Below are 25,229 nucleotides of genomic sequence, written 5' to 3'. Positions count from 1 at the left end.
TTCATTAGCCATTCCAGTAAATTTAAAAGGAAAATTTGGTATAGGTACACTTAAAACTAAATATTGGCGTTAAATTGACCTTTAACCGGACTTTTGGGTCAAAATTCTATGCAAATTTATTATTTCACAACCTTTATTTAAATCAAGTCTAAATAAAAAGAAAAAATTAATATATTTGCAGCTAGTTTTTACGCGCTACATAAAGCATTTATGATATGACCATTCAGCAATTGGAGTACGTCTTGGCAGTAGATAAGCACCGCCATTTTGGACATGCGGCAGAAGCCTGTTTTGTGACCCAACCCACCTTGAGTGCCCAAATCCACAAATTGGAAGGAGAACTGGATGTGGTGATTTTTGATCGCTCAAAGATGCCAGTAATCCCAACTGAGATCGGCTCACAATTGATCGAACAGGCCAAAAAGGTCGTTTCTGAAAGCAAGGGCATCTATGAGCTTATAGCTCAGCTTAAGGGAAATATCAGCGGAGTAATCAAACTGGGGATTATTCCTACTTTGGCCCCATATCTCCTACACCTTTTTATCCGAAACTTCATTGAGAAGTATCCCAATGTCCAGCTTCAGGTAGAAGAACTGATTACAGAAGAAATTATCAAAAGACTCCGAAATGACGAACTGGATTTAGGCATTGTAGTCACTCCTTTGGAAGAACAGGGCATTATAGAAAAGCCCATGTTTTATGAAAAATTCTACGCCTATCTATCAAAAGGACATCAATTACTAGCCAATAAGGAAGTAAAGGTAGAAGACCTCATGGGGGATGATTTTTGGATGCTCCAACAGGGGCATTGCTTCCGTGATCAAGTGCTCAATATTTGTGAACAAAGTAAATTCCAGCGAATGAACTTCCATTACGAGAGTGGATCATTGGAAGGCTTAAAAAATATGGTCAACCGTTATAAAGGAGTTACCCTATTGCCCGAACTGGCCACATACGAACTTAGTGAGGAGGAAAAAACCAGGCTTCGCCCATTTTCAGGAGAAGATCCCATCAGGGAAGTAAGTATCATTCTCAACCGAAGCTTTCTCAAAAAAAGGTTGGTAGAACTACTTTATAATGAAATTACAGCTTCCATCCCCGTCAATATGACTTCTAAGGCACATGGAAAAGTTGTGAAATTCAAATACTGAAATACAGTTTTTGGAAGTACATAATCTGCTAATTTATTGGAAAATGAGTACTTGGCTGGAATTCCTCTATTAATAGTGTAATTTTGAGCTTTCTCATATTAAAATAAAAATCCCAAATATGGCAGCTAAAGAATATATTCAGCGGAATCAGGAAAAATTCCTCAACGAACTGTTTGATTTGCTTCGCATTCCTTCAGTAAGTGCTGATCCAAAATTCAAATCCGATGTCTTTAAAGCAGCTGATTATGTAAAGGACAGCCTGATCAACGCCGGCGCTGATAAAGTAGAAATATGTGAAACCCCAGGCTATCCTGTGGTATATGGAGAGAAAATCATCGATCCAGCTCTCCCAACTATATTGGTCTATGGGCATTACGATGTTCAGCCTGCGGATCCTTATGAGCTTTGGGACTCTGCCCCTTTTGAACCAGTTATCAAAAAGACTGAATTACACCCTGAGGGAGCCATCTTCGCCAGGGGTTCTGCCGATGACAAAGGGCAGTTTTACATGCATGTTAAAGCCTTTGAAACCATGATGGCCGAAAACGAGTTGGTCTGCAATGTGAAGTTCATGATTGAAGGGGAAGAAGAAGTGGGATCTGATAATCTAGAAAATTTCATCAAAGAAAATAAAGCCAAACTGGAAGCTGATGTCGTCCTGATCTCTGACACCAGTATGATTTCCTTGGACACCCCATCTGTAACTGTGGGACTAAGGGGCTTAGCTTATATGCAGGTAGAAGTTACTGGGCCTAACCGTGACCTTCACAGCGGTACCTATGGTGGTGCAGTAGCTAATCCTATCAATGTGCTTTGCAGGATGATTGCGCAACTTCAGGATGAAGACAAAAAGATCACCATCCCAGGCTTCTACGATAAAGTAGAACAACTTTCTGATGAATACAGGAAAAAATTGAATGAAGCGCCTTTTGACCTCAATGACTATAAGAAAAAACTGGACATTAAGGAAGTAGAAGGTGAAGCGGGATTTACCACTTTGGAACGCACCGGAATCAGGCCGACCCTTGACGTAAACGGTATTTGGGGTGGATATATCGGTGAAGGGGCCAAAACCGTATTGCCTTCAAAAGCCTATGCAAAAATCTCCATGAGACTGGTACCTCATCAGAACCACCATGAAATTGCTGAACTGTTCCAAAAACATTTCGAATCTTTGGCTCCAGATTCTGTGAAGGTGAAAGTAACGCCTCACCATGGAGGAAAACCAGCGGTGGTTCCTACCAATTCTGTAGGATACAAAGCAGCTGAAGCAGCTATCAAAACAGTATTTGGTAAAGAGGCCATTCCTACCAGAGAAGGGGGATCAGTGCCCATCACTTCCCTTTTCCAAGAGGAATTGGGCCTTGACCCTATTCTATTGGGCTTTGGTTTGGATACGGACGCTATCCACTCTCCAAACGAACATTATGGGGTAAACAATTACTTGCTAGGAATTGAGACCATTGTTCAGTATTTCAAAGAATTCAAAAAACTTTCCAATAAATAAAGGAAAATTATAAAGTCTTCGAAACCACAAGGATTATATTGCGTTGGTTTAATTTCGAGATTCCAGAAAGAATTAGAAATTAACCTTGCAGGAAAACCTTGTGGTTTTAGTTTTTAGGAACTTATAAACACAGGTTTGCCTTTAGTAATCAATCCATTGATTAATGACGCATGAGCACATTGAAAAAATCATTCCGTATTGCTTTCATTTTATGCTTACTAAGTGTAAGTGGCTTTTCACAGATTATCCAGCCACCAAAATGGGAATTATCCCTATCTGAGCAATCAGTCAAAGTTGGAGAAGAAATAGAACTGATTTTTAAGGCAGAAATTCCACAAAATTGGTATATCTATTCCAATGACTTTGATCCGGACTTGGGACCTATGCTCACAGAGCTAAGCTTGGAAGGCTCTGAAGGCCTCGAAAAAGTAGGCGAGCTTCAGCCCATCAAGCCCAAAAGGAAAATGGATGAAATTTGGGAAGGAGAAGTAAGTTATTTTACTGGCAAAGGCGAGTTTAGGCAAAAAATCAAGATCACTGCCGAACAAGTTAAAGTAAATGCCACAGTAAGCTACCAAATGTGCTCAGATGTAACCGGGCAATGTGTGCCTTATGATGAGGATTTCAGTAAAAACATGACAGCGGAAGGTCAAACGAAATCCACTCCTAAAAACGCCGTATCACAAAAAAAGGTAGAGGATAATAAAATAGAAGAACCGGAAAAAGAATCCGATCAAACAACAACACTAATTGAAATCACAAAAGAACCCGTTAAGAAAAAGACTGTTACAGAACCATCAATAACCAAAAAGCAAACCACTGACCTTACAGGCGATCCTGAAGGCAAACAAGGTGATGCCACAGACTTGCTGCCATTCCTGATCGCAGCCTTACTAGGAGGCTTAGCGGCGCTCCTGACACCTTGTGTTTTCCCAATGATACCTATGACGGTTACCTTCTTTACAGGAAGAAGCAAAAGTCGCTCTCAAGGAATTAGAAATGCCTTTATATATGGGCTCAGCATTATTGTCATTTATACTTTGGCGGGAACCTTAGTGGCTGCCATCCAAGGTCCTGAATTTGCCAATTGGTTATCCACACACTGGCTGCCGAACATCTTCTTCTTCTTGGTATTTATCTTCTTTGCATTGGCTTTCTTAGGCCTTTTTGAAATCACTTTACCTAGTGGCTTGGTCAATAAAATGGATGCCAAAGCTGACCAAGGAGGCTTGACAGGTGTCTTCTTTATGGCCTTTACATTAGTATTGGTATCATTTTCATGTACCGGCCCTATTGTCGGTTCCATCCTGATTGAATCTGCAGGTGGAGAAATTCTAAAGCCAATCCTTGGAATGTTTGCCTTTTCATTGGCATTCGCAGTACCATTCACCCTCTTTGCTATCTTCCCTGAATGGTTGAATGGCCTTCCTAAATCTGGGGGATGGTTAAATTCAGTAAAGGTGGTATTAGGCTTTCTTGAACTTGCCCTTGCCTTCAAATTCCTAAGTGTAGCCGATCAGGTTTATCATTGGGGATTATTGGACAGGGATATTTATTTGGCCATTTGGATCGTAATCTTCGGCCTACTTGGACTTTACCTATTGGGCAAACTCCGGTTACCGCACGACTCCCCTTTAGAGAGTTTAAGTGTACCTAGATTATTGCTAGCAACCATCACCTTTGTATTTGTGATCTATTTGGTTCCGGGATTATTTGGAGCTCCACTTAAGTCACTTAGCGGATACCTCCCCCCAATGGCTACCCATGATTTTAATTTGGAAAAGTTGATCCGTGAAAATAAAGGGGCAGCTATTTCAGAAAGTGCAATGACCGAAGCGCCAAAGTATGCTGACTTGCTGCATTGGCCACATGGCCTGCAGGGATATTTTGATTATGATCAGGCCCTGCGTGTTGCAAAACAAGAAAACAAGCCACTTTTCATAGATTTTACGGGCCATGGCTGTGTCAACTGTAGAGAGATGGAAGCCAAGGTTTGGTCTCACTCAGAAGTACTCAGTAGATTGAAAAATGATTTTGTCTTGGTGGCATTGTATGTCGATGAACGAACTGAACTTCCAGAATCAGAATGGTATACTTCTGAATATGATAATAAGGTAAAGAAAACCATTGGCAAGCAAAATGCTGATTTCCAGATCACACGGTTCAATAATAATGCACAGCCTTATTATGTCATTTTGGATAATCAAGAAAACATGTTGATAAGACCAAAAGCCTATGATACCAATCCGCAGAATTTTATCGAATTTCTAGACAAAGCCAAGGCTGAATTTGAAAAATAAGTCAATTCAAAACATCAAAAATCAAGGTGCTGAAAACCAATTCAGCACCTTTTTTTTGTATATGGAGTTGTGGTAATTAATAAATCTGTATATCCGCTATTGCACCAGTAATGTTGAATCTTCAATACATTTACTCAAAGATGGCCCAGATCTTACTGAAATGATGAATTAAATCAGTGCAAATCTGTGGAATCCGTGAGAAACAAGGTTACTGGTGTGAAAACTGAAATCATATTAGTAAAATTTAATGATCACCCATAAAGTAGCAGATCCTATGACTAGCCAAAGCAAGCTGGCCTGCAACAATATTTTAGGCCCACCGCTGAAAAGCACTTTCTTGGACAAGCTACTTCCTATCAGAAATATCGCCAGACACATGCATGCATGCGAAAGGCTAACAATATAAGATCTGATCGTGACAAGCTCGGGCAAATAACTATTGAGCAATACTGCTATTACAAATAGCCCGATAAAATAAGGAATCTTTACCTTGCTGGTCTTCTTAGAAAACACAACGGCAGCGATCAGTGCAACAGGAATTATCCACATTGCCCTGGCCAATTTCAAAGTGGTCGCAACGGCTAAGGCCTGATCTCCAAACTGGCTCGCTGCGCCAACTACTGAACTGGTATCATGAATGGCAATGGCACACCAAATTCCAAACTGTTGAGGACTTAGTCCTAAGAAGTCTCCTATTAAGGGAAATATAAACAAGGCCAAAGAATTTAAAACAAATACAGCGCCCAAAGCAATGGTCACCTCACTCTGCTTGGCCTTGATAACAGGGCTCACTGTGGCAATGGCACTTCCTCCACAAATGGCTGTGCCCGCAGCAATCAAAAAAGATAGTGTTTGGCCTGACTTAAAAATTCTTCCTATTACCAATCCAAGAACCAGCGTACTTAGGATTGCTGTCAAAATAAGTGGAAAAGCTTGTTTCCCCGTAGCAATGGCTTCTGGAGCTTGTATGCTAAAGCCAAGACCCACCACTGCCAACTGCAATAGATAATCGGTCACCTTTTGCCCACTTTCCCCAATCGGGTTGCCGACAAAAAATGCAAATACCAAACCCAACAATAAAGCAAAGGATGCCGATACAAATGGAAACAAACAGATAATCCCAGCCAAAACAAACAGCAATTGCCTTAAGCTAATTGCCCGATCCAAAAATCTTTGGAATCCGATAATTTTAGTGCCGATATGATTGCTTCTTTCCATCCTCATTACCTATAATTGGGATGAAACAAAGTTGAAGCAATTCAATCACTTATGGAAATTGTTTTTAGCAATGACTGATTACCTGAGGTTATAATGAAAGGCAAATTTCATAAATAAATCGGATAAAGAATCCCCTTGCCCATGAGGCTGTATGAAAAAGAAATAACGCTCTATATTCAATTCATCCATTTCAATCACCGTGAATTCTTTATTCTCAAGCTCCTTTAACACCGTGAATACTGATAAAAAAGCCATGGCATTGGAGTTCATCAAATACCGCTTGATACTCTCTGTGCTTCCCAATTGCATTTCCTTCTTGAGCTGCCCAAGCTTTATACCCAGCGGCCTGAGGGCATGGGCTATTACTTCCAAAGTTCCTGATCCAGGCTCTCTTAATAATAAAGATGTCTCCAGTAATTCTTCTTTTGAAATGATTCCCTTCTTAGCTTTTGGATGGCCAGTTCTGGCTATCAACAAAAGTTCGTCTTTGATAAATTCGGTGTACTTGAACAAGGTCTGTTTTGAATGTCCCTCTATTACTCCCAGATCAATTTCCTGATTTTGAAGCAAACGTTCTATTTGTTCGGTATTACCAGTGGTCAAGCTAAGCTTGATATCCTTAAATTTATCATGAAAAGAGGCCAAAATTGGAGGGAGAAGGTACTGCGCTACAGTAGTACTTGCCCCAATCCTCAACAATCCCCGATGGGACTGGGCAAAATTGTTCATCTCGAACTCCAAATTACGGTATATCGCAAAAATCTGTTCTGCATACTCAAACAGGGAATGGCCGGCAGGAGTAAGTGAAATCTTACTTCCCTGCCGATCAAAAAGTTTTACTTTATAATGAGCCTCAATCTGGCGGATATGTTTCGTCACGGCTGGCTGGGTAATATACAATTCTTCCGCAGCCTTGGTGAAATTAAGCCGCTTGGCCACCGTATGAAACACTTGAAGTCTAAAATCAAACATAAAGTGAAGGTAAGGCTTTTTAAGAACCTGAGGTCAGATATAATAATCTTCTTTGGGCTTCCTCGTTTTCTTTTACTTCCTCTGAAATCTTATTGGAATCAATCTCAAACTTATATTGATGTTCCCCATCCTGCATCAACACGATGGAATTCATGATCAAAAGCGCCTCGGTACCGTCATTAGATTGGTATAAAGCCTTGGTCATTTCCTCAACAGGATTAGCCAAACCGTTAAGTCCCAAGAATTCTAATGCACGCACACGCACCATCATTTCCGGGTCATTGGAGGCCATTAAATCAATAGTATCTTTCAAGCCAAGGGCTTCTTTCCCAAAGCTACTGGCTACAATTATCCCCCAATACCTTTTCCAAGGATCATTATCGGACAAAGCCTTTTTAATTGACTTATCCACATTCTGGTATTCCTCCAAACTCAAATCAGCGATATCCACATAGGACTTGATATCAGATTGATGCTGCTTCCCAAACTCAACTGGGTTATCAAAGGCATTCTTGATCAAATAGAACTCTGGATAAAAGGATAAATCCGGCATTTCCTTTACCCATTTTTGCAAATCCTTTCTAAGGTCCAATAATACCTCTTTGTACATTGGGTCATTGGCCAGGTTATGGGTTTCATAAGGGTCATTCTCCAAATCATAAAGCACCTCGACGGGTTTTCCTTCAAAGAAGGCAGCCTGGGTCTCGTTTAATTCTCCCTTTTTGTATAACTCCCACCATTCTTTATAGGCCATTTGCTTATAGCGATAGTTATTCATGAGCCCATCAAAATTAAAAGGCTGATAATTTCGGATATATTTATACTTGCCTTTCCTTAAGGACCTCACCAAATCATATTTTTCATCAAATCGATCAGCATACCCATAGGCTTTGTTTTCTTTATAGGCCTTTTTCAATCCTAAAAATGGCCTACCGTCCATTTCCTTAGGGATATCAACACCTGCAAGCTGTAAGACTGTTGGTCCGAAATCCACAAAACTCACAAACTCCTTCACTCGACTACCCTGTGGATAAGTAACCATTTCCCTAAAGTTTTCAGGAATGTGGATAACTAGGGGAACATGCAGTCCGGTTTCGTATAAATAGCCCTTACTTCCAGGCATGACCCCACCATGGTCTCCATAGTAAAAAATAAAAGTATCATCAAGTAATCCCTCTTTCTCCAGTTCAGCAACCAATTCTCCTACTTTTTGGTCCATGCCCTGAATTTTGGAGAGATACCTAGCTCTGGTGTATTCAAACAAATCAGTCTTTGGGTGATGTGGATCCAATTCTTTTGGATTAGGCAATTCACTCAATGGCTCATTTTGCATTGCCTTCTCACCAAAGTGCAAACTTCCCTCATGCGTAGAAGCAATATTATACACATGGAAAAAAGGCTGGCCATCTTCCCGGTTTTTATAGCTGGCTTTATTCGAAGAATCATCCCAAACTCCTTCATTTTTGATGAAATTGTAATCTTCTTTTGAGTTATTGGTAGTATAATAACCTGCCTCTCTCAGGTAGGTGGGAAACATCTTTAGCTCATTGGGCAAAGGGACTTTTTTCAGCTCCCGATGAAATTCAGCCCCCACTCTCGGCGCATAACATCCTGAAATCAGGGTAGACCTGGCCACACTGCAAACAGGAGCATTGGAAAAAGCATGATCATAGATCAATCCTTTTTCTGCAAGGGCCGCAATATTTGGGGTGTTGACCCCATTTTCATCATATAGGGAAAGGTAATGCTTAGAATTGTCCTCGGAAGTTATCCACACTATATTTGGGCGATTTTGTCCAAATGTCAGATTAGTAAGGAAAATACCAAGAATGAATACTAGGCTTATTTTGGTGATCTTCTTTGGCATTGTTACTTGTTTTGGCGATGGAAATAAAAATTATGAGATCAAAGGGGTATCTAATTCAGCTAGGGATTTTTGGATATCCTCATCGCTTAATTCATGCTTAACAATTTTTCCTGCAAAATAATCTTCATAGGCCTTCATATCAAAATTACCGTGACCACAAAGATTGAAAAGAATTGTTTTTGAGGTGCCTTCTTCCTTGCACTTTTTAGCTTCTTTGATAGCTGTGGCTATTCCGTGCGTTGCTTCTGGCGCTGGAATAATCCCCTCAGCTTGGGCAAAAGTTACACCAGCTTCAAATACTTCTATATTATCATGGGCACTCGCTTCTATCAATTGATCTCTAAGCAATTGGCTTACAATCACCCCTGCACCATGATATCTCAAACCTCCAGCATGGATAGGCGCAGGAACAAAATTATGCCCTAGAGTATACATAGGTAAGAGTGGTGTCATTCCCACATTATCTCCAAAGTCATACCTAAAAACCCCTTTGGTCAATTTAGGGCAGGAAGTTGGCTCACTGGCAATACAACGGATATTTTTACCTTCCTCCAAATTCAGCCTTAAAAAAGGAAAGGCCAATCCAGCAAAATTAGATCCACCTCCAAAAGGTGCAATCACAATATCCGGCATATCTCCTGCTTTTTCCATTTGCTTCACAGCTTCCAGGCCAATGATAGTCTGATGAAGCTTTACATGGTTGAGCACACTTCCCAGAGCATATTTAGTTTCAGGATCTGTTACAGCGCGTTCAATGGCCTCAGAAATGGCAATCCCCAAAGAACCTGAAGTATTAGGGTCCTTCTCCAAAATCTTCTTGCCCACTTCTGTAGCCTCAGATGGAGATGGAAAAACCTTTGCTCCCCAGGTATTCATCATCACCTTTCTATAGGGCTTATGGTCATAGGACAACCTCACCATATATACCTCACAGTCTATATCAAAGTGCTTACAAGCAAAACTTAAGGCACTGCCCCATTGTCCTGCACCGGTCTCAGTAGTTATTCTTTTTACGCCTGCCTGCTTATTATAGTAGGCTTGGGGAACAGCAGTATTGGGTTTATGAGAACCAGATGGGCTCACACCTTCATATTTATAATATATTTTAGCAGGTGTATCCAAAGCCTTTTCCAAGCCATAGGCCCTATACATTGGCGTTGGTCTCCAAATGGAATAAATATTTCTTACCTCATCTGGAATATCCACCCACTTTTCAGTAGTCACTTCTTGCTTGATAAGTTCTTCAGGAAATAAGTCTGCCAATGCTTCAGGACCAATTGGCTCTTTGGTCACAGGATGAAGCGGTGGTAGCGGTTTATTGGGCATATCAGCAATGATATTATACCACTTGTCCGGAATTTCACTTTCACTCAGCAGTATTTTACGGTTTTTCATACGATCATTTTGGTTATTGTGAATGAATTTTTCAAAAGGATTAAATATAGAAATAAAAGAAAAGACTATGGCTAAAAAAATCACTAAATACTAGCTTCTTAGTGTTGACAAGCAAATCATTGACAAGTCAGCAACAACACCTCAAAATATTCTTTGCACTCCAAATTAAGCCCTTAACATTTCCTCCATCAGTTGAGCAATCCTATCAGCTTTTGTATCTTCCTTCTTGGCAGAATAAATCCAATCCAAATATCGTTTCTGATTCCCATCTGAAAGCCCTCTAAATTTCTCTAAAGCCCCTTTGGGTTCGTTTCCAAAACAGTCCATTAATTCATCTGGAATTTCTAATGGAGATTCATCAAGGTATAAAATCACCCTGACAGAGTCCCCTGGTTCCTTTTTGATCTTCTTTCTGATAGCTGCCTTTACAGGAAGAAATAGTTCTCCATTCCCCATAGGCATCAGCTTATAGTGCTTTAACTCATAACCATCAATAGAACCCTTAACGGTGACCCAACCAAAATGCTGATGTTTGGCGGGCTTTATTTCTGGAATCGCCGCATAGGTCCATCCACCCTTTCCTGGAAACTTCTCCAATAAATATTCTCTATCAATTAATGCCACTTCCATAATTCTTTGTGTCATATAAACTTCCAATAAATTTACAAATTGGCCTTGGCTTCTGCCCGAGTCTTAAGGGATTTATTCATGGCCTCAAAGCCAAGCTTAGTTTTTGTAAGCAATTGTTTTTTGAACAAAGCAACCAATATTCCACTAAAATTTTCATTGTGGATAAACCTTGTAGCCCCATTTGGCAACTCCTCCAACTGAAAGCAATGCTCCCCATCAAACAATCCCTTTATCCACAAATGACCTAGCCATCTGAATTCCTTATTTGGACTAACAACTTGGACTATGGGCTTAAATGTCATGCCGGGTAATTTGACCTTTATACTCCCACCTTCCCTGATATCGCCCTCAAGGCTTTTAACGAATGGATTCCATTGTGGATAAGTATCAAAATCCATTAATATTTCCCATACTTTTTGTACTGGCGCATTGATCTGAATTTGGGTAGTAATCTTCATCATCTAAACTTTTGATATGCCCAAAGTTCATCAAAGCTATCCATTCCATTCTTGATATAAATCAAGAATTCATCTTCTTTCGAATCCTGCTTAAGGTTTCAGGGCTCATTCCCATCATTGAAGCCAAATATTGGAGGGGAACCTCATTAAACAGCTCCCTTTTATACTGGAACAATTGCTGAAAGCGCTCCTCTGCTGTCATGGACAAAAAACCAAATACTCGGTCTTCAAGGGTCATAAAACATTTGGCAATAAATAGTTTCTCCAATTCTTGCCAGGCAGGAATAATATCTCCCAGACGCTTATACCTATCTTCACTTAAAGTATAAAGCTCGCAGTCATTCAAAGCCTGAATATTACGCCTAGCCGCCTCCCCAAAAACTAAAGTCCCCAAGTCCGTAATAAAATCTCCTGGGGAGGATATCCATTGGGTGACTTCCTTTCCATCCACATAGTCGAACACTCTCAAATGCCCTTTTTTAATAAAACTTAACTTAGTAGAAAGCTGGCCTTTTGACAAAAAATAATCGTCTTTTGAAAGTTTTTCAAATTTAAATTGATCAGCGAGTAGGTCTAGGTCTTTGGTGCTGATCTCAAAATAGTATTTTAGGTATTGCTGAAGTTCAGTCATATAGAAACATGATTTGTTCAAAATTAGCAGAAGCAAACCAAGATGTCACTCACTTATTTAACATTCTTTATAAGATCAATGACAATTATGTCGTAGCGTTTGGATCGAGATTTGCGTATGGTAAAAAAGACAAAATTAGCATTATGAAAAAGGTACTTTATTTAAGTTTTTTCTGCCTTTGGGGCATGGTAGCCTGCTCCAAAAAGAATCTTCCATCAAAAAGTGAAAGCAATCAAGAAACGATGGCTCAAAACAAAGATTATAATATTGATTTCAAAGCCACTGGCAATGAGCCTTTCTGGTCTTTGAAAATTGATTTTGAAAAAGGAATGGTATTCAATACCCTTTCAGGTTACGAAATCAGCACTCCGGTTCCAGAAGCAATCCGAATCCAGGATGTGAATGGAATCAGCTATAGAGCAGAAACAGAAAAAGGCAGCCTATATGTAACCATCATCAAAGGTAAATGCCAAGATACTATGGCCGACAACGAATTTGGCTACCAGGTAAGTATTCAAACCAAATTGACATCTGAAACGGATTATCAGCAATACCGCGGCTGTGGAGACTACCAGGGTGACTACAGGCTTAATGATATATGGGCATTGGAAAGTATCAATGGGGAAAACCTTTTTGAAGGAGCTAAGGCACCAAATATGGAATTCAACCTCAAAGAAAATCGCTTTTACGGATTTGGCGGATGCAATAGGATAAATGGTTCTTTCAGTTTTGGAGATCAAAAAATCCAATTCGGAAAAGCACTTTCTACCATGATGGCTTGCCCAAAAATGGAACAAGAAGGAATCTTTACTTCTAAAATCAATGATCAGGAATATGAATATCAAATTGAAGAAGGCATTCTTACATTAAGCAATCATGAAACAGTATTGGTGTTTAAAAAGATTGATTAAGATAAAAAGGCATAAAAATAATAAAGGGGAAATGGTATATACCATTTCCCCTTTATTATTTAATACTTCTCCAAATCAAATCGATCAGGATGAAGTTCATTATATTTGCTGTCATCCTTAAGACCTAGAAAAACTGGATCCATAAGCATGCTCAGCCAGTTATTAAAAGATTTTAACATGGCTATTGCTGTTTTCCCTTCTTCCAATGGAGTGGACTCTCCAATATCATTAGTAATATTGAAAAGCATTTCCTTTTCACCATCTACATTCACCAGTTTATAATCACCTTTACGGATGGCATAGGCTTTTCTATCATACATTCTCCATTCTAAGGACTTATGCGGCTCTCCCTTCTCTTTTCCGGTTAAGTAAGGAACCAAATTCACACCATCCAATTTGTTTTTAGGCTTTACATTGGCAAGCTCTGCCGCAGTGGCAAAAATATCCAAGCTGATAATTGGATGGTCATATACCTGCGATGCAGGAATAGTTCCTGGCCATTGTACGGCAAAAGGCACTCTGATACCGCCTTCCCAAAGGGATCCCTTAGTCCCACGCAAGGCCCCATTATCGGAGGCATTATGTGGTTCTGGCCCGCCATTATCTGATAAGAAAAATACCAAGGTATTTTCACTGATGCCTAATTCCTCCAATTTATCCAATACCCTACCTACACCATCATCCACAGCGTTAACCATGGCCGCATAGGTTTTTCTTTTCTTATCGGTTATATGATCAAATCGACTTAAATATTTCTCCGTAGCCTGAAGCGGGGTGTGTGGCGCATTATAGGCCAAATAAATAAAAAAGGGATTGTCCTTATTTCTTCCAATAAAATCCACTGCTTCCCTTGAAAAAGCATCAGTAAGGTATTCCTTTTCATCCACTCTGCTGTCATTTCTCAAAAGCTTGGTTCTATAGGCTGCATACTGACTTTCTATTTCTGAAATATCATTTAAGGTCAAGTCTTCAGGAAAATAGTAATGCCCTCCAGTAAGGAATCCATAGAACTCAGTAAAGCCCCTTTTCAAAGGTCTTTGACTTTCATGTGCGCCCAAATGCCACTTGCCAAGGGCCAAACTTTTGTAACCAGCCCTGCCCAAAGTAGAAGCCATAGTTTCCTCAGAAAGGGGAAGACCCTGATTGGGATCATTGGGTGCAAACAGCGGATTACGGCTGAAGCCAAACCTTCCCTGATAACGGCCAGTGATCAAGCCTGCCCTGCTGGGACCACACACTGCGTAGCTAACATATCCATTGGTGAACTTGACGCCATTATTGGCAATTCTATCAATATTTGGTGTTGGAATTTCAGTCGATCCATTAAAACTCACATCATTATAGCCAAGGTCATCAGCCAAAACAATGATAATATTGGGGCTTGTTTTAAAATTTTTCTTTTGCGCAAAACAAAGAAAATTGACCAAACAAATAGCCATTGACAAGATTAAAACTTTTGGTAAAACTACTTTCATCATATGTGATTAAATAATAAATCGGGGATTATTGTGTCCCGAATTTAATCAAGTTTATTTATAATCAAATGAGAACTACGACTTTACAGTTCCTCCATTTAATGCTTCATAAGCTTTTTATTTAATAACACTTCTTTCTCCTAAAACCCTGAGAAAAATAAATTGAAAAGAATTCACTTCTATCAGACAAATATAAAGCGCTAATGACCTAAAATTCAGAACATAAAATTACAACCTGAAAATTTCTAAATATAATCACTCGCTATCCTTAATAAGAATAAATCTAAATAAAACCAGTAAATCCTTGTTGGGTAAGCAAATCAGGTTTAATTTTGCCGTCATTAAGAATTAGTCTAAATAGAATCTAAGATGAAAAAAGGTTTACTTTTCACCCTATTTGTTTGTTTAAGTTCCTTTGTAATGGCCCAAATAGGTCAATTAAAGGGAACTGTGACGGATGAAAATGGAAAAAAGATTGAATATATCAATGTCCTTATTGAAGGAACTGACTTAGGTGTTTTAACTGATGAAAATGGGACATTTCATTTCGATAATGTTCCCGTTGGCCCACAAACTGTTAAATTCAGTTCTTTTGCCTATGAGACATTGACCAAGCAAGTACAAATTAGCTCTGGTCAGACCACTCAAATTGATATAAGCCTTAGTGAAGGCGAGTTAGAACTCCAAACAGTTGAAATTTTGGGGAGAGCTGAAACCAGTTATAAAAACACTAACTCATTTATCGGCACTAAATCCTCTACTCCGATAAAAAATGTTCCCCAATCCATTGGCTATGTAACCAAGGAACTGGCATTGGACCAAGGGGCATTTAGGGTAAACGATGTAGTAAAAAACATAAGTGGTGTTAACCAATTTACTTTCTATAACGATATTACCATCCGAGGTCATCGTATCAAGGGACAGGATATTTCGGGCAATTTGGTAAATGGCATGCGCTCATTTACCAGCTTTTGGAAACAACAATTAATCCCGCATATTGAGAGAGTGGAAGTCATCAAAGGCCCTGCCTCTGCACTTTTTGGCAATGCATCTGCTGGAGGTACCATCAACAGGGTAACCAAAAAGCCATTGACAGAATCCAGACAATCCATCACTTCAACAGTTGGCAGTTTCAATACTTTTAGGGTCTTAGGAGACTTTACCGGCCCAATGACTGAAGACAGGACCTTGCTGTACCGTCTAAACTTGGGTTATGAAAATTCCGGAAACTTCCGTGACCTACAATATGACAAAAACCTGGTGGTAGCACCTTCTTTCTCCTTCCTTCCTTCTGATAAAACCAGGCTTAATCTGGACATCGTATACCAAAACTCAGACGGTAGATTGGACAGAGGACAAGCAGTATTTGGAGATGGGGATTTATATTCTGTTCCTATTACCAAGGCCCTGAATGCTGCAAACGATTATTTGAAGGAAGAAAGTGTTAATGCAACTATATCTCTTCGTCATGAATTTACAGAAGGGTTAAGCTTTAATTCCATCTATATGAGGTCTAATTATCAAGAGGACCTATTGGAACACCGAAGCAATAATAAATATGCAGCACTTGGCGACGGTAGCCTAGATCCAGAAAAAGTGGAGATGAGAATGTCGATCAGAAAAAGAAGCTGGAGCAATAATAATTTCAATAACTACTTCAACTATAATTTCAGTACAGGAAGTATCAACCACAAAATGCTTTTCGGCTATGATTACTTCCAACAAGTGCTTCACCCAGGAGGGTCACAATTACAAGCAAGAGGCTATTGGAACGCTGATCGCAGTAGTGCCATAAACTCCTATAATCCTGTTAATAAAGACCAATATGCATTAGATGCTGATGGTAATCCTATACCTGTAGTGCCACATTTTGACCTGACTGACCCATTTGCCAACCAGATCAGGGATATTAGCAAGTACTTATACAGCACCAACATTTTCGCTCAGTCCCAGCTATATTCCAATGGCATATATATTCAGGAACAAGCGACCATTGGTAAACTACAAGTACTTTTGGGCTTGAGACAAGAATACTATACAGATGTACTGAACTACAAAAGTGAAGATGAAGAAAAAGTCACCCAAAACGCCTTGATTCCAAGAGTGGGATTGGTTTATGAACTCAATCAAAACATCAACCTTTATGGTACATATGTCCAAGGTTATCAGCCTCAGACAGCCAGCGTGATCAACAACCCTCTCGCAGGAGGACCTTTTGATCCATTGACCAGTGAATTAAAGGAAATTGGTGCAAAGAGTGATTGGTTTGAGGGTAGGTTAAGTGCCTCGGTAGCCCTTTATTACCTTACTGAAAAAGGAGCCTTGTACAATGCCAATCAAGCTGGAAACCCTGATTTATTGGTACAAACTGGCAAAGATGTTTCCCAAGGATTTGAATTGGATCTTGCTGGAAAAATCACCGACAACTGGAGCTTGGTAGCCAACTACTCTTTCAATGAGGCTACTATAGAAGAAAGTGATGATGAAAACCTGATCGGAAGACAAAAACCAAATGCTCCAAAGCATGCGGGTAATATCTGGACCAAATATATCATTAGAGAAGGTTCCTTCAAAGGGCTTGGTTTTGGCCTGGGAACCAACTTCGTTACGGAAAGATATGGTTCTTTGGGATCAACGGCAGAACCGCCAGTATTTCCTTCCTATCAATTAGTAGATGCTGCGGTCTATTACAAAATGAAAAAATTCCAGATCCAGATGAATATCAACAATGTGTTGGACAAAAAACATTGGGTGGGGGGATATGACTACTTAAGAGCATTCCCTGGGGCGCCTAGAAATGTAATGACGACTGTTTCTTATGTTTTCTAACTTTAAAACATTACCTCAATAAAGTACAAAACTTCCAGATAATCACTGGAAGTTTTTGAGTTTATAAATATGGATACAAAACTACTTTGGCGAATTCATAACTGGATCGGACTTTATACAGGTGTGGTGATAGCATTCCTATGTATCACTGGTGCCGCTGCCCTTTTTCGCCCAGAAATTGACAGGGCCCTCAATCCAAGTCTGACCAAAGTAGAAAAGCAATCTAAAACTGTATCCTTAACCGAGGCTGTGAATAAGGCCTTGGCCGCCAACCCTGACAAAAATCTTTTTGAGGTGGAACTTCCAAAGGCTTATGTCGACACCTGGAACATCCGCCTTAAACCCAAAGAAGCCGAAGAATTATACCCCATGTTTTGGGAAGTTTATATCAACCCCTACACTGGAGAAATTCTAGGCCAAAGAAACTATTTTGAGTCATTCAGCTATTACCTCAGGAATATCCATGTGCGGCTTTATGAAGCGGAATTTGGCAGGCAAATAGTAGGTCTGGCAGGAATCGCCCTATTGATTTCTACCATTACCGGCTTCCTCATTTACGGAAAATTCATGAAAACGCATGCCTTTGGTGAAATCCGCAAAAAAAACACGCGCATCACCCAAGGAGATATCCACAAAATGATCGGTGTGGCCACCTTGGTATTTAACTTCGTAATTGCCATCACCGGTGCTTGGCTAGGTCTGCAAGTATATCTCATGCAAGCCGCTGATATGGATTTGCCCAATAATTATGTGAGGCAGGAAAAACTCCTGAGCAAAGCCGAAGACACTGTCTTTCCCCTTGATTATGATTTAATACTCGATAGGATCCAAGACGAGTTTCCTGAAATGCAGCCGTGGAATATCCGTCCTACTACCAATGGTCAGGCATTGATCCATATCTACGGAAACGTTAAAGGTCAAACCTATGAAAGAAGGTCCAATAAATTGGTTTTGGACAAAGCAGATTATGCAAAACTTCACCAATATAATATCAGCGATCAGGATTTTGGAGCAAAACTATTCTTTGTACAGGAATCCTTCCATTTTGGGGATTTTGCAGGGATTCCATTAAAATTATTATACTGCTTCCTTGCTTTATGCTCAGCCTATCTGTCCTTAAGCGGCTTTATTATTTACTTGGAACGCACAAAAAAACACAGGGAAAAAGAGGCTGATTTTACTCCTATCAATACCATATTAAAGAAGTGGTCAATCGGAATGCTTATGTTTTTGGCAATCATAGCCATTTTAAGTACAAATTATGGAATTGGCATTCCGTCCTTATTGGTCACCACTTTGGTTTATGGCTTCTTCTTAATCTTGATCATAAGGGGCTTAGGAAAAGTCCTTGTCCAGAAATTTAAATCTGGGAAAAATTTAACGAATTAAGCATGAAAACTAAAATACAACAATTCAACCAACATTACCTGGTTCCCTTGGTACTGGCTTTAGGGCTGGTTTCTTTGGTGTTTTTCCTGTATTCAGTTTCAGAATGGCTTAACGCACCTAATCTCTCAGGTAACAATACTTTTTATTATTATGAAGGAAAGGGAAATTGGGCAGATTACAAGAATTCCCAACAATTCTCCTCCATGATCTACCTCTTCGCTACCCTAGCCTGCACTTGGTCAGCTATGGCCAAAAACAAATGGGTGAGCATCTTGGCCATAATTATCTGCATAGCAGTATTCAGCATTTAAAGTGATATTCAAAGACCACCAGTTTTAAGGTATAATCTCAATTGATAGGATCAATTTGCACAATAATTTATACCGCTACTTATAAAATATTGATCAAAATCTATCAACAATTATCCAAAACTCTCCTGACCTCATTATCCATATAGTTAGTTTATAAATTTATGCTTAATATTATTTTTTAATAGATTTTAAGTTCAATCGAATTCATATGCGTACTCAGGCCCAATCATCAAAAGAGTATTTCAAAAACATGTCTATTCTTTATAATATGTTATTGATTACCCAAATAGGATTTTTCACTGCAGCCTATTTTTTGACCGAAAAACCTGAGAATCCAGATGTGGATTTCAACCTATTTTTGAAATTTCTAATTCCGACTTTAGTGCTGACCGCCATATTTGGCTCAAGTATCTATTTCAAGAAGCAGTTGATTAAAATTAAACAGAACAAACAATTGAAGGACAAGTTAACGGGATATATTACAGCTTTGGTGGTCAAATACGCCATGCTGGAAGTTCCTGCAATAACAGCCATTGTTGCCTACTTTGTAAGCGCAGACCTACTATTCCTAGGCCTTGCTGGTATCATGATCATTATATTCCTCCTTCATAAACCTTCCCAATCAAAAACCATTTCTGAATTGTCCCTCAGCCCCGAGGAAAAACAAAAGGTATTGGATCCTGAGGCCATGGTTTCAGAGGTTAAGATAAGATAATCTGCCCTTTCCCCAATTTTAGATTTACCACCAAAGTCAATCTGCAAGGCTTGACTTTATATTATCCCATAAACATGAATATTAAAACCCAAACTATTTTATTTATTACATCATTGATCATTGCCACTTCCTGTAACAAGAAAGCGGACATAGTTTCAAAGCCAAATATTATCCTGATATATGCTGATGATCTAGGAAAAGGACTTCTCAGCCATGAAGGACAGCAATATATCCAAACTCCCAACATCGACCGCTTAGCAGCGGAAGGCATGCGGTTTACCAATGCCAGCGGAAGCATGCTTTGTGCCCCAGCAAGAGCTGCTTTGATTACTGGTTTGCATGATTGCCATGAAGATGGTTTTGAAATCACCCAGGGAAAACTATATGAAGCTATCAGTACGGGAGAATTGCAGCACGAAGAAATAGAGAATATGATCAATACAGCCCTCAGCCCAATTCCTGAGGAGCAAGTATTCTTGGGCCAAGTAGCTCAGGAAGCAGGCTATACCACTGCCCAATTTGGAAAGTTGGAATGGGGTTTCTCTGCTTCCCATATGCAAATGAAGCGACATGGCTGGGACCATTATTTAGGATACTTGGACCACGTGCGTGCCCATGGCTTTTATCCTCCCTTTCTTTTTGAAGATGGTGAATTATTAGAAATCCCTGGCAATACGCTAATAAACGGTGGAAAAAGCATTGAAATGGAGACCGAAGAAGCCTATAGAGAAAGGTGGGACATGAACGGAAAGGCCGTTTATTCCCAGAACATTTTTATGGAAGAGGTTCTTAGCTTCATTCGGGAAAAGAAAGATCAGCCTTTTTTCCTTTACTTCCCTACCCAGCTGCCTCACGGGCCTGTGTCCATTCCTGCTGTACATCCAGAAATTGCTAAACTGAATGATCTGACACAAATCGAAAAGGAATATGCCTCCATGGTCAAATTGCTGGATGATAATGTTGGGGAAATCTTGGATGAACTAAAGAAAAATGGAATTGATGATAATACCATCGTAATTTTCACATCAGACAATGGCCATGAGATATACTATAGCATGAAAGACCGGGTGCTAAAGCCATACACCAATATGCAAACAGGTGAACGTTTTGACAATTTGGAAAGGAAATACTATAGTGAACTGGCTGGAGATATCTTTGATGGCAATAATGGCCGTGCGGGAATGAAAAGAAGTAACCTACAAGGTGGTATTGAGGTTCCTTTGATCGTGAGATGGCCCGGCAAGGTAAAAGCTGGAAGCAGTTCGGATTTATTGGTTACCAATTATGACTTTTTACCAACCATGGCCGAAATAACTGGCTTTAGCAAAAATACCGGTTCTGATGGTATTTCATTTCTTAATACTTTATTAGGAGATGGAGAACAAAAATCGCATGATTATATAGTACATTCTTCATTTGAAGGACCTACCTTAATTACAGAAGATGGTTGGAAAATCAGGTCTTATTTGAGGAAAAATGTCTTCGAGTTATACTATCTACCAAAGGATTATAAGGAGGAGAATGACCTTTCTAAGCAAAAACCTGAAAAACTGGAACAGCTCAAAAAATTAATGCTAGAGGCATGTGATGGGGACTTCCAAAATGGCCTATACGGTTCAGGCAAAAACCAGATTAACGTCATTAAAAACACTTCTGGGAACACTAAACACTAAACAACTGACTATGTTGCCATTAGGACATATTTTACTTAAATTATGTATAGCTTATAAATCCAAAGACTATGCAAAAGTTTGTGTCCATTTTTTTCCTTTTGATATCAATCCACCATTATACCCTAGCTCAAGCAGAATGCGGTTGCTGTACACAAAACCATCTCCAATTTGACTTTTGGCTAGGGGAATGGAATGTTTATGATACCGATGGGAAGAAAATAGGTGAAAATAATATTGTCAAAATGGAAGCAGGATGCTTGATCCAAGAAAACTGGCAAGGAAAATCAGGCAGCACTGGCAGTAGTTTTAATTTCTATGATCCTGCCGATTCTACTTGGAACCAGATTTGGGTTGACAATCAAGGGAATAACCTTCAGCTAAAAGGAAAGGCCACTGCTAGCAGTATGGTTTTGCAGAGTGAACTGAGTCAAAGTCCGGAAGGCAAATGGCAATACAACCGTATCACTTGGACCATTGGAACAGATGGTAGTATCATCCAGCTTTGGGAGATATTGGATCGGAATCTAGAGGTAGAAAAAGTAGCATTTAAAGGTATTTATAAAAGAAAACCTGATTGAAAAGTCAAAACAGAACATTAGTCTAGGGAAATCGCCTTTTGGCCAAGTTGTTATTTAATGCAGGTAATAAAGGGTCAGACCGAGCGGAGTCGAGGTCCTACGTCTAGCCTTCGACTCCGCTCAGGCTGACATCTTTGCACTGATACCTTAAAATCGATTTCCCTGAACATTAGTCCCAGAAGAATGCTATTGATAAAGAATTTTTAAATTACATCATTACTAAATTTTACAGGCTCATGGACAACCTTGAACTTCAAAAATTAAAATATCCCATAGGCACTTTTAAGCTTCCTTTAACCATAGATGAGGACAAGATAAATAATTGGATAACAGCTATAGCTGACTTTCCTGAGAAAATCAAAGCCCTTACAAAAGGGCTTACAGATGAGGAAAGGGAATGGCCATATCGGCCTGATGGCTGGAATATTAGGGAAGTAGTTCACCATTGTGCAGATAGTCATATAAATAGTATCATAAGATTTAAATTAGCACTTACCGAAGACAGCCCTAGCATCAAACCTTATTTTGAGGATCGATGGGCCAAATTGGCGGATTATCAGGATAAGGATATTTCTGCCTCCCTAATGCTGATTTCGGCCTTGCATCATCGCTGGACTCTATTACTAAAAAGCTTGGATGAAAAAGATCTAAATAAAACTTACTACCACCCAGAGCATCGCAAAGAGTTAAATCTGAAAGAAACCATTGGTATGTATGCATGGCATTGTGAGCACCATTTGGCTCATATTAAGCAAGCTCTAGCGCATCAGGGAAACTTTAATAAAAACACAATCTAATAAATCCTAAACCCCATATAACCATGTCTGAAAATAGTACATTTGACTGGAGTAGGTTTACCATAAAAACTCCAATTAAGAGTGATGTAAAAAGTATTTATGATGCTTGGACCACTCCTGCTGGTCTTGAGAGTTGGTTTCTGCGTTCCGCAGAATTTAAAGATGCTTCCGGTAAAGTACGAGACAAAAATGATCATCTCCATATCTTGGACACCTACAAATGGTTATGGCATGGATATCCCGACTCTGTAATGGAAGAAGGGGAAATCCTGGAAATCAATGGTAAGGATCATTTAAAATTCAGTTTTGGCAAGGCAGGGATAGTCAGTGTTAACATACTTGAAGATAATGGAAAGACGATCGTCAAGCTCGATCAAGAGAATATCCCACATTATAATACTACCAAGGAAAATTATCATGTTGGCTGCAAGACAGGTTGGACCTTTTATTTGGTAAACCTTAATTCCATTTTGCAGGGAGGACTTGATTTAAGAAATAAAGATGTAGAATCCTTCATGGATTGATTTTTTACTTAGAAATTTGATGGACGGATATATTAGGACGCTTGAGGATGAGTTTAGACTTAATGCCAATGCTATAGTAGCAAAGGGCCAAAAAGCCTATATGAAAGAAAATTTTGAGTTTTTTGGAATTAAAACACCATTAAGGAGAAAACTGCAGCAACCCTTCTTGATGAAGGCGAATCTTCCACCCAAGGAAAAACTACCTGAACTGGTCGAGATTCTTTGGAATAAGCCTGAAAGGGACTTCCAATTGTTTGCACAGGAGCTAGCCTACAAGTACATCAAAAACCTGGAACCCCAAGATATTGATCTTTTTGAATATATGGTCAGAAACAAATCATGGTGGGATACTGTTGATTTTATTGCTGTAAAACTGATGGGGGCTTATTTTTTGCAATATCCTGAAGCCCGTAAAAAGTATGTGGATAAATGGTTAGCTAGTGACCATTTATGGCTGCAGCGCTCTACCCTCCTCTTCCAACTCAACTATAAGAAAAACCTAGACACAAACTTACTTGTCCACACCATCAATTCATTACTTGGGTCAAAGGAATTCTTTATCAATAAGGCTATCGGTTGGATACTGAGACAATACAGCAAAACTGCCCCTGACTGGGTGATGGACTTTGTGAAAAGGACCTCATTAGCAAACTTGAGTAAAAAAGAGGCGTTAAGGTTGATCAAAAATTAAGGAAACTAAAACCCCAACGGTTAGAAAAACATTGGGAGGCGTATCTTTAAGAATAGCATAAAAAAACCGGTCTAGCGAATGCTTAAGACCGGTTTTCCTTTTACTATTTACAAGTACCTTAGACTAATCCAAATTAATTTTCAGCACATGGCATACTGTACGGTCACCACCAAAATAATTCCAACCACTTGGCCCATACAAATAAGCAGGTTTTCCGTCTATCATGAGTACTTTAGGCCGCTCCATTAATTTGGGCAATCCCCCATAAATTTTTCTTACCAAACTTTCCTGATATTTTTCATAATAATCCTCTATATTCTTATACCCAATTGTCGCGTCCTTTAGATCGAAAGATTTTCCATCTTTTGACTTCCAAAGGGTCCCTCCTCCGTTTATACCGGTATTCTGACCATGATTATCAGTAGTCAATAAATAAACATAATCATTATAGATAAAAGCCGTTCCATCCTCTAAGGTTCCTTCATTGGAGGTCACTGGTTTTTCAGTTATTTCGTATGGACCTTCCAGCTTCTCGCTGATTGCCAGCCCATATTTCAAACCTGTCTTTCCGTGGGATTTAAAATAAATAAAGAATTTACCATCCTTCTCCAAAAACACCGGATTGACAGCTCCATTTCTTGATTGATAATTCCACTTTTCAGGGTTATCGGCATCGATGATCAAACCATCATCCCCGACTTTTTCCCAAGGACCATAAGGCGAATCAGACGTTGCCATGCCTATTCTTTGATTGGCTGGATGGGGAGGACGGTTATAATCTGTATTGGCAATGTAAAGCAGCACATATTTATCTCCAACTTTAGCTATTTCCGGGTTATGCGGAGCATATTTGTCCCAGGTATCCTCACCTGTGCCTTGTATAGCAATATCTGAAAATACGAATGGGCCTTCAGGACTATCTGACACATAATGGGCTATTTCGGAAGACTTTCTCCAAGCTGGATCCACATTTTTTTCGGGCCATCGTGCAGCAAAAATATGGACCTTGCCATCTTCGCCAACTATAGGTGCACAGCCCCAAATAGAATAATCCTCATCTTGAACGGCTACACCCTTCCATTCAAGTCCTTCAGCAACAAAGGATAAACTACTTGATCCCTTCTGAGCGAAAGCCATGCCCAATCCCTGCCCAATCAATAGGCACGTCCAGAATAATATTTTATTAAATTCCATTATTGTGCAAATC

The 25,229-nt window shown here is 39.6% G+C and carries 22 protein-coding genes; 13 read left to right on the top strand and 9 right to left on the bottom strand.

From position 1 onward, the window contains the following. The first annotated feature begins 215 nt into the window (after positions 1 to 215). The 3 genes from KMW37_RS15650 (at position 216) to KMW37_RS15640 (ending at position 4,958) form a co-directional block, all read left to right on the top strand. Positions 216 to 1,151, top strand: a complete 936-nt coding sequence (locus tag KMW37_RS15650) for a hydrogen peroxide-inducible genes activator (RefSeq protein ID WP_215225583.1) — start codon at positions 216 to 218, stop codon at positions 1,149 to 1,151. 118 nt (positions 1,152 to 1,269) lie between these two features. Continuing rightward, positions 1,270 to 2,658: a dipeptidase gene (locus KMW37_RS15645; RefSeq protein ID WP_215225582.1), complete on the top strand. Its 1,389-nt coding sequence runs from the start codon at positions 1,270 to 1,272 to the stop codon at positions 2,656 to 2,658. 170 nt (positions 2,659 to 2,828) lie between these two features. Beyond that, on the top strand, positions 2,829 to 4,958 hold the full coding sequence (locus KMW37_RS15640) for a protein-disulfide reductase DsbD family protein (protein ID WP_215225581.1): 2,130 nt from the start codon (positions 2,829 to 2,831) through the stop codon (positions 4,956 to 4,958). Between the two features lie 234 nt (positions 4,959 to 5,192). Here the strand turns inward: KMW37_RS15640 and KMW37_RS15635 are convergent, their stop codons facing one another. From KMW37_RS15635 to KMW37_RS15605, 7 genes are all read right to left on the bottom strand, one after another. After that, positions 5,193 to 6,176, bottom strand: coding sequence for a YeiH family protein (locus tag KMW37_RS15635; protein WP_246581526.1), 984 nt, complete (start codon positions 6,174 to 6,176; stop codon positions 5,193 to 5,195). A 78-nt stretch (positions 6,177 to 6,254) separates the two neighbouring features. Then, on the bottom strand, positions 6,255 to 7,148 hold the full coding sequence (locus KMW37_RS15630) for a LysR family transcriptional regulator (protein WP_215225579.1): 894 nt from the start codon (positions 7,146 to 7,148) through the stop codon (positions 6,255 to 6,257). Between the two features lie 19 nt (positions 7,149 to 7,167). Further along, positions 7,168 to 9,015 carry a sulfatase family protein gene (locus KMW37_RS15625; protein ID WP_215225578.1) on the bottom strand — a complete coding sequence of 616 codons (1,848 nt, stop codon included), beginning with the start codon at positions 9,013 to 9,015 and terminating at the stop codon, positions 7,168 to 7,170. Between the two features lie 30 nt (positions 9,016 to 9,045). Beyond that, positions 9,046 to 10,410: a TrpB-like pyridoxal phosphate-dependent enzyme gene (locus KMW37_RS15620; protein ID WP_215225577.1), complete on the bottom strand. Its 1,365-nt coding sequence runs from the start codon at positions 10,408 to 10,410 to the stop codon at positions 9,046 to 9,048. A 165-nt stretch (positions 10,411 to 10,575) separates the two neighbouring features. Continuing rightward, positions 10,576 to 11,055, bottom strand: a complete 480-nt coding sequence (locus KMW37_RS15615) for a YdeI/OmpD-associated family protein (protein ID WP_246581525.1) — start codon at positions 11,053 to 11,055, stop codon at positions 10,576 to 10,578. Positions 11,056 to 11,072: 17 nt separating this feature from the next. Continuing rightward, the gene (locus tag KMW37_RS15610) at positions 11,073 to 11,501 is read right to left on the bottom strand and encodes an SRPBCC domain-containing protein (RefSeq protein ID WP_246581524.1); all 429 of its coding nucleotides are present in this window, start codon (positions 11,499 to 11,501) and stop codon (positions 11,073 to 11,075) included. A gap of 58 nt (positions 11,502 to 11,559) precedes the next feature. Beyond that, positions 11,560 to 12,129 (bottom strand): Crp/Fnr family transcriptional regulator, encoded by a 570-nt coding sequence (locus KMW37_RS15605; RefSeq protein WP_215225576.1) that lies wholly within the window; start codon positions 12,127 to 12,129, stop codon positions 11,560 to 11,562. A gap of 143 nt (positions 12,130 to 12,272) precedes the next feature. Here KMW37_RS15605 and KMW37_RS15600 point away from each other — a divergent pair, with 143 nt between their 5' ends. Next, positions 12,273 to 13,040, top strand: a complete 768-nt coding sequence (locus KMW37_RS15600; RefSeq protein ID WP_215225575.1) for an META domain-containing protein — start codon at positions 12,273 to 12,275, stop codon at positions 13,038 to 13,040. A 59-nt stretch (positions 13,041 to 13,099) separates the two neighbouring features. Here the strand turns inward: KMW37_RS15600 and KMW37_RS15595 are convergent, their stop codons facing one another. Continuing rightward, positions 13,100 to 14,518: a sulfatase-like hydrolase/transferase gene (locus KMW37_RS15595; protein ID WP_246581523.1), complete on the bottom strand. Its 1,419-nt coding sequence runs from the start codon at positions 14,516 to 14,518 to the stop codon at positions 13,100 to 13,102. Between the two features lie 366 nt (positions 14,519 to 14,884). Here KMW37_RS15595 and KMW37_RS15590 point away from each other — a divergent pair, with 366 nt between their 5' ends. From KMW37_RS15590 to KMW37_RS15550, 9 genes are all read left to right on the top strand, one after another. After that, positions 14,885 to 17,344, top strand: a complete 2,460-nt coding sequence (locus tag KMW37_RS15590; protein ID WP_215225574.1) for a TonB-dependent receptor — start codon at positions 14,885 to 14,887, stop codon at positions 17,342 to 17,344. Between the two features lie 69 nt (positions 17,345 to 17,413). Continuing rightward, entirely contained in the window at positions 17,414 to 18,733 is a 1,320-nt protein-coding gene (locus KMW37_RS15585; protein WP_215225573.1) for a PepSY-associated TM helix domain-containing protein, read from the top strand. 2 nt (positions 18,734 to 18,735) lie between these two features. Continuing rightward, positions 18,736 to 19,044 carry a hypothetical protein gene (locus KMW37_RS15580; RefSeq protein ID WP_215225572.1) on the top strand — a complete coding sequence of 103 codons (309 nt, stop codon included), beginning with the start codon at positions 18,736 to 18,738 and terminating at the stop codon, positions 19,042 to 19,044. Positions 19,045 to 19,294: 250 nt separating this feature from the next. Next, positions 19,295 to 19,759, top strand: a complete 465-nt coding sequence (locus KMW37_RS15575; RefSeq protein ID WP_215225571.1) for a hypothetical protein — start codon at positions 19,295 to 19,297, stop codon at positions 19,757 to 19,759. A 74-nt stretch (positions 19,760 to 19,833) separates the two neighbouring features. Continuing rightward, the gene (locus KMW37_RS15570) at positions 19,834 to 21,432 is read left to right on the top strand and encodes an arylsulfatase (RefSeq protein WP_215225570.1); all 1,599 of its coding nucleotides are present in this window, start codon (positions 19,834 to 19,836) and stop codon (positions 21,430 to 21,432) included. Positions 21,433 to 21,500: 68 nt separating this feature from the next. Next, positions 21,501 to 22,010 carry a hypothetical protein gene (locus KMW37_RS15565; protein WP_215225569.1) on the top strand — a complete coding sequence of 170 codons (510 nt, stop codon included), beginning with the start codon at positions 21,501 to 21,503 and terminating at the stop codon, positions 22,008 to 22,010. 236 nt (positions 22,011 to 22,246) lie between these two features. After that, complete coding sequence (locus tag KMW37_RS15560; protein WP_215225568.1) at positions 22,247 to 22,807, top strand: YfiT family bacillithiol transferase; 561 nt, start codon at positions 22,247 to 22,249, stop codon at positions 22,805 to 22,807. A 23-nt stretch (positions 22,808 to 22,830) separates the two neighbouring features. Beyond that, positions 22,831 to 23,331 (top strand): SRPBCC family protein, encoded by a 501-nt coding sequence (locus tag KMW37_RS15555; protein WP_215225567.1) that lies wholly within the window; start codon positions 22,831 to 22,833, stop codon positions 23,329 to 23,331. Positions 23,332 to 23,350: 19 nt separating this feature from the next. Further along, positions 23,351 to 24,022 carry a DNA alkylation repair protein gene (locus KMW37_RS15550; protein WP_215225566.1) on the top strand — a complete coding sequence of 224 codons (672 nt, stop codon included), beginning with the start codon at positions 23,351 to 23,353 and terminating at the stop codon, positions 24,020 to 24,022. Between the two features lie 123 nt (positions 24,023 to 24,145). Here the strand turns inward: KMW37_RS15550 and KMW37_RS15545 are convergent, their stop codons facing one another. After that, the gene (locus KMW37_RS15545) at positions 24,146 to 25,216 is read right to left on the bottom strand and encodes a glycoside hydrolase family protein (protein ID WP_215225565.1); all 1,071 of its coding nucleotides are present in this window, start codon (positions 25,214 to 25,216) and stop codon (positions 24,146 to 24,148) included. Between the last annotated feature and the right edge of the window lie 13 nt (positions 25,217 to 25,229).

The organism is Echinicola shivajiensis (assembly GCF_018642165.1).
GTDB classification, from domain to species: Bacteria; Bacteroidota; Bacteroidia; order Cytophagales; family Cyclobacteriaceae; genus Echinicola; species Echinicola shivajiensis.
This window is presented reverse-complemented; position numbering and strand designations above follow the sequence as displayed.

What these genes read in the sequence shown, in the direction of transcription:
- KMW37_RS15650 (WP_215225583.1), top strand. Translation starts at nt 216, where the DNA reads ATGACCATTCAGCAATTGGAGTACGTCTTGGCAGTAGATAAGCACCGC.
- KMW37_RS15645 (WP_215225582.1), top strand. Translation starts at nt 1,270, where the DNA reads ATGGCAGCTAAAGAATATATTCAGCGGAATCAGGAAAAATTCCTCAAC.
- KMW37_RS15640 (WP_215225581.1), top strand. Translation starts at nt 2,829, where the DNA reads ATGAGCACATTGAAAAAATCATTCCGTATTGCTTTCATTTTATGCTTA.
- KMW37_RS15635 (WP_246581526.1), bottom strand. Translation starts at nt 6,176, where the DNA reads ATGGAAAGAAGCAATCATATCGGCACTAAAATTATCGGATTCCAAAGA.
- KMW37_RS15630 (WP_215225579.1), bottom strand. Translation starts at nt 7,148, where the DNA reads ATGTTTGATTTTAGACTTCAAGTGTTTCATACGGTGGCCAAGCGGCTT.
- KMW37_RS15625 (WP_215225578.1), bottom strand. Translation starts at nt 9,015, where the DNA reads ATGCCAAAGAAGATCACCAAAATAAGCCTAGTATTCATTCTTGGTATT.
- KMW37_RS15620 (WP_215225577.1), bottom strand. Translation starts at nt 10,410, where the DNA reads ATGAAAAACCGTAAAATACTGCTGAGTGAAAGTGAAATTCCGGACAAG.
- KMW37_RS15615 (WP_246581525.1), bottom strand. Translation starts at nt 11,055, where the DNA reads ATGACACAAAGAATTATGGAAGTGGCATTAATTGATAGAGAATATTTA.
- KMW37_RS15610 (WP_246581524.1), bottom strand. Translation starts at nt 11,501, where the DNA reads ATGATGAAGATTACTACCCAAATTCAGATCAATGCGCCAGTACAAAAA.
- KMW37_RS15605 (WP_215225576.1), bottom strand. Translation starts at nt 12,129, where the DNA reads ATGACTGAACTTCAGCAATACCTAAAATACTATTTTGAGATCAGCACC.
- KMW37_RS15600 (WP_215225575.1), top strand. Translation starts at nt 12,273, where the DNA reads ATGAAAAAGGTACTTTATTTAAGTTTTTTCTGCCTTTGGGGCATGGTA.
- KMW37_RS15595 (WP_246581523.1), bottom strand. Translation starts at nt 14,518, where the DNA reads ATGATGAAAGTAGTTTTACCAAAAGTTTTAATCTTGTCAATGGCTATT.
- KMW37_RS15590 (WP_215225574.1), top strand. Translation starts at nt 14,885, where the DNA reads ATGAAAAAAGGTTTACTTTTCACCCTATTTGTTTGTTTAAGTTCCTTT.
- KMW37_RS15585 (WP_215225573.1), top strand. Translation starts at nt 17,414, where the DNA reads ATGGATACAAAACTACTTTGGCGAATTCATAACTGGATCGGACTTTAT.
- KMW37_RS15580 (WP_215225572.1), top strand. Translation starts at nt 18,736, where the DNA reads ATGAAAACTAAAATACAACAATTCAACCAACATTACCTGGTTCCCTTG.
- KMW37_RS15575 (WP_215225571.1), top strand. Translation starts at nt 19,295, where the DNA reads ATGTCTATTCTTTATAATATGTTATTGATTACCCAAATAGGATTTTTC.
- KMW37_RS15570 (WP_215225570.1), top strand. Translation starts at nt 19,834, where the DNA reads ATGAATATTAAAACCCAAACTATTTTATTTATTACATCATTGATCATT.
- KMW37_RS15565 (WP_215225569.1), top strand. Translation starts at nt 21,501, where the DNA reads ATGCAAAAGTTTGTGTCCATTTTTTTCCTTTTGATATCAATCCACCAT.
- KMW37_RS15560 (WP_215225568.1), top strand. Translation starts at nt 22,247, where the DNA reads ATGGACAACCTTGAACTTCAAAAATTAAAATATCCCATAGGCACTTTT.
- KMW37_RS15555 (WP_215225567.1), top strand. Translation starts at nt 22,831, where the DNA reads ATGTCTGAAAATAGTACATTTGACTGGAGTAGGTTTACCATAAAAACT.
- KMW37_RS15550 (WP_215225566.1), top strand. Translation starts at nt 23,351, where the DNA reads ATGGACGGATATATTAGGACGCTTGAGGATGAGTTTAGACTTAATGCC.
- KMW37_RS15545 (WP_215225565.1), bottom strand. Translation starts at nt 25,216, where the DNA reads ATGGAATTTAATAAAATATTATTCTGGACGTGCCTATTGATTGGGCAG.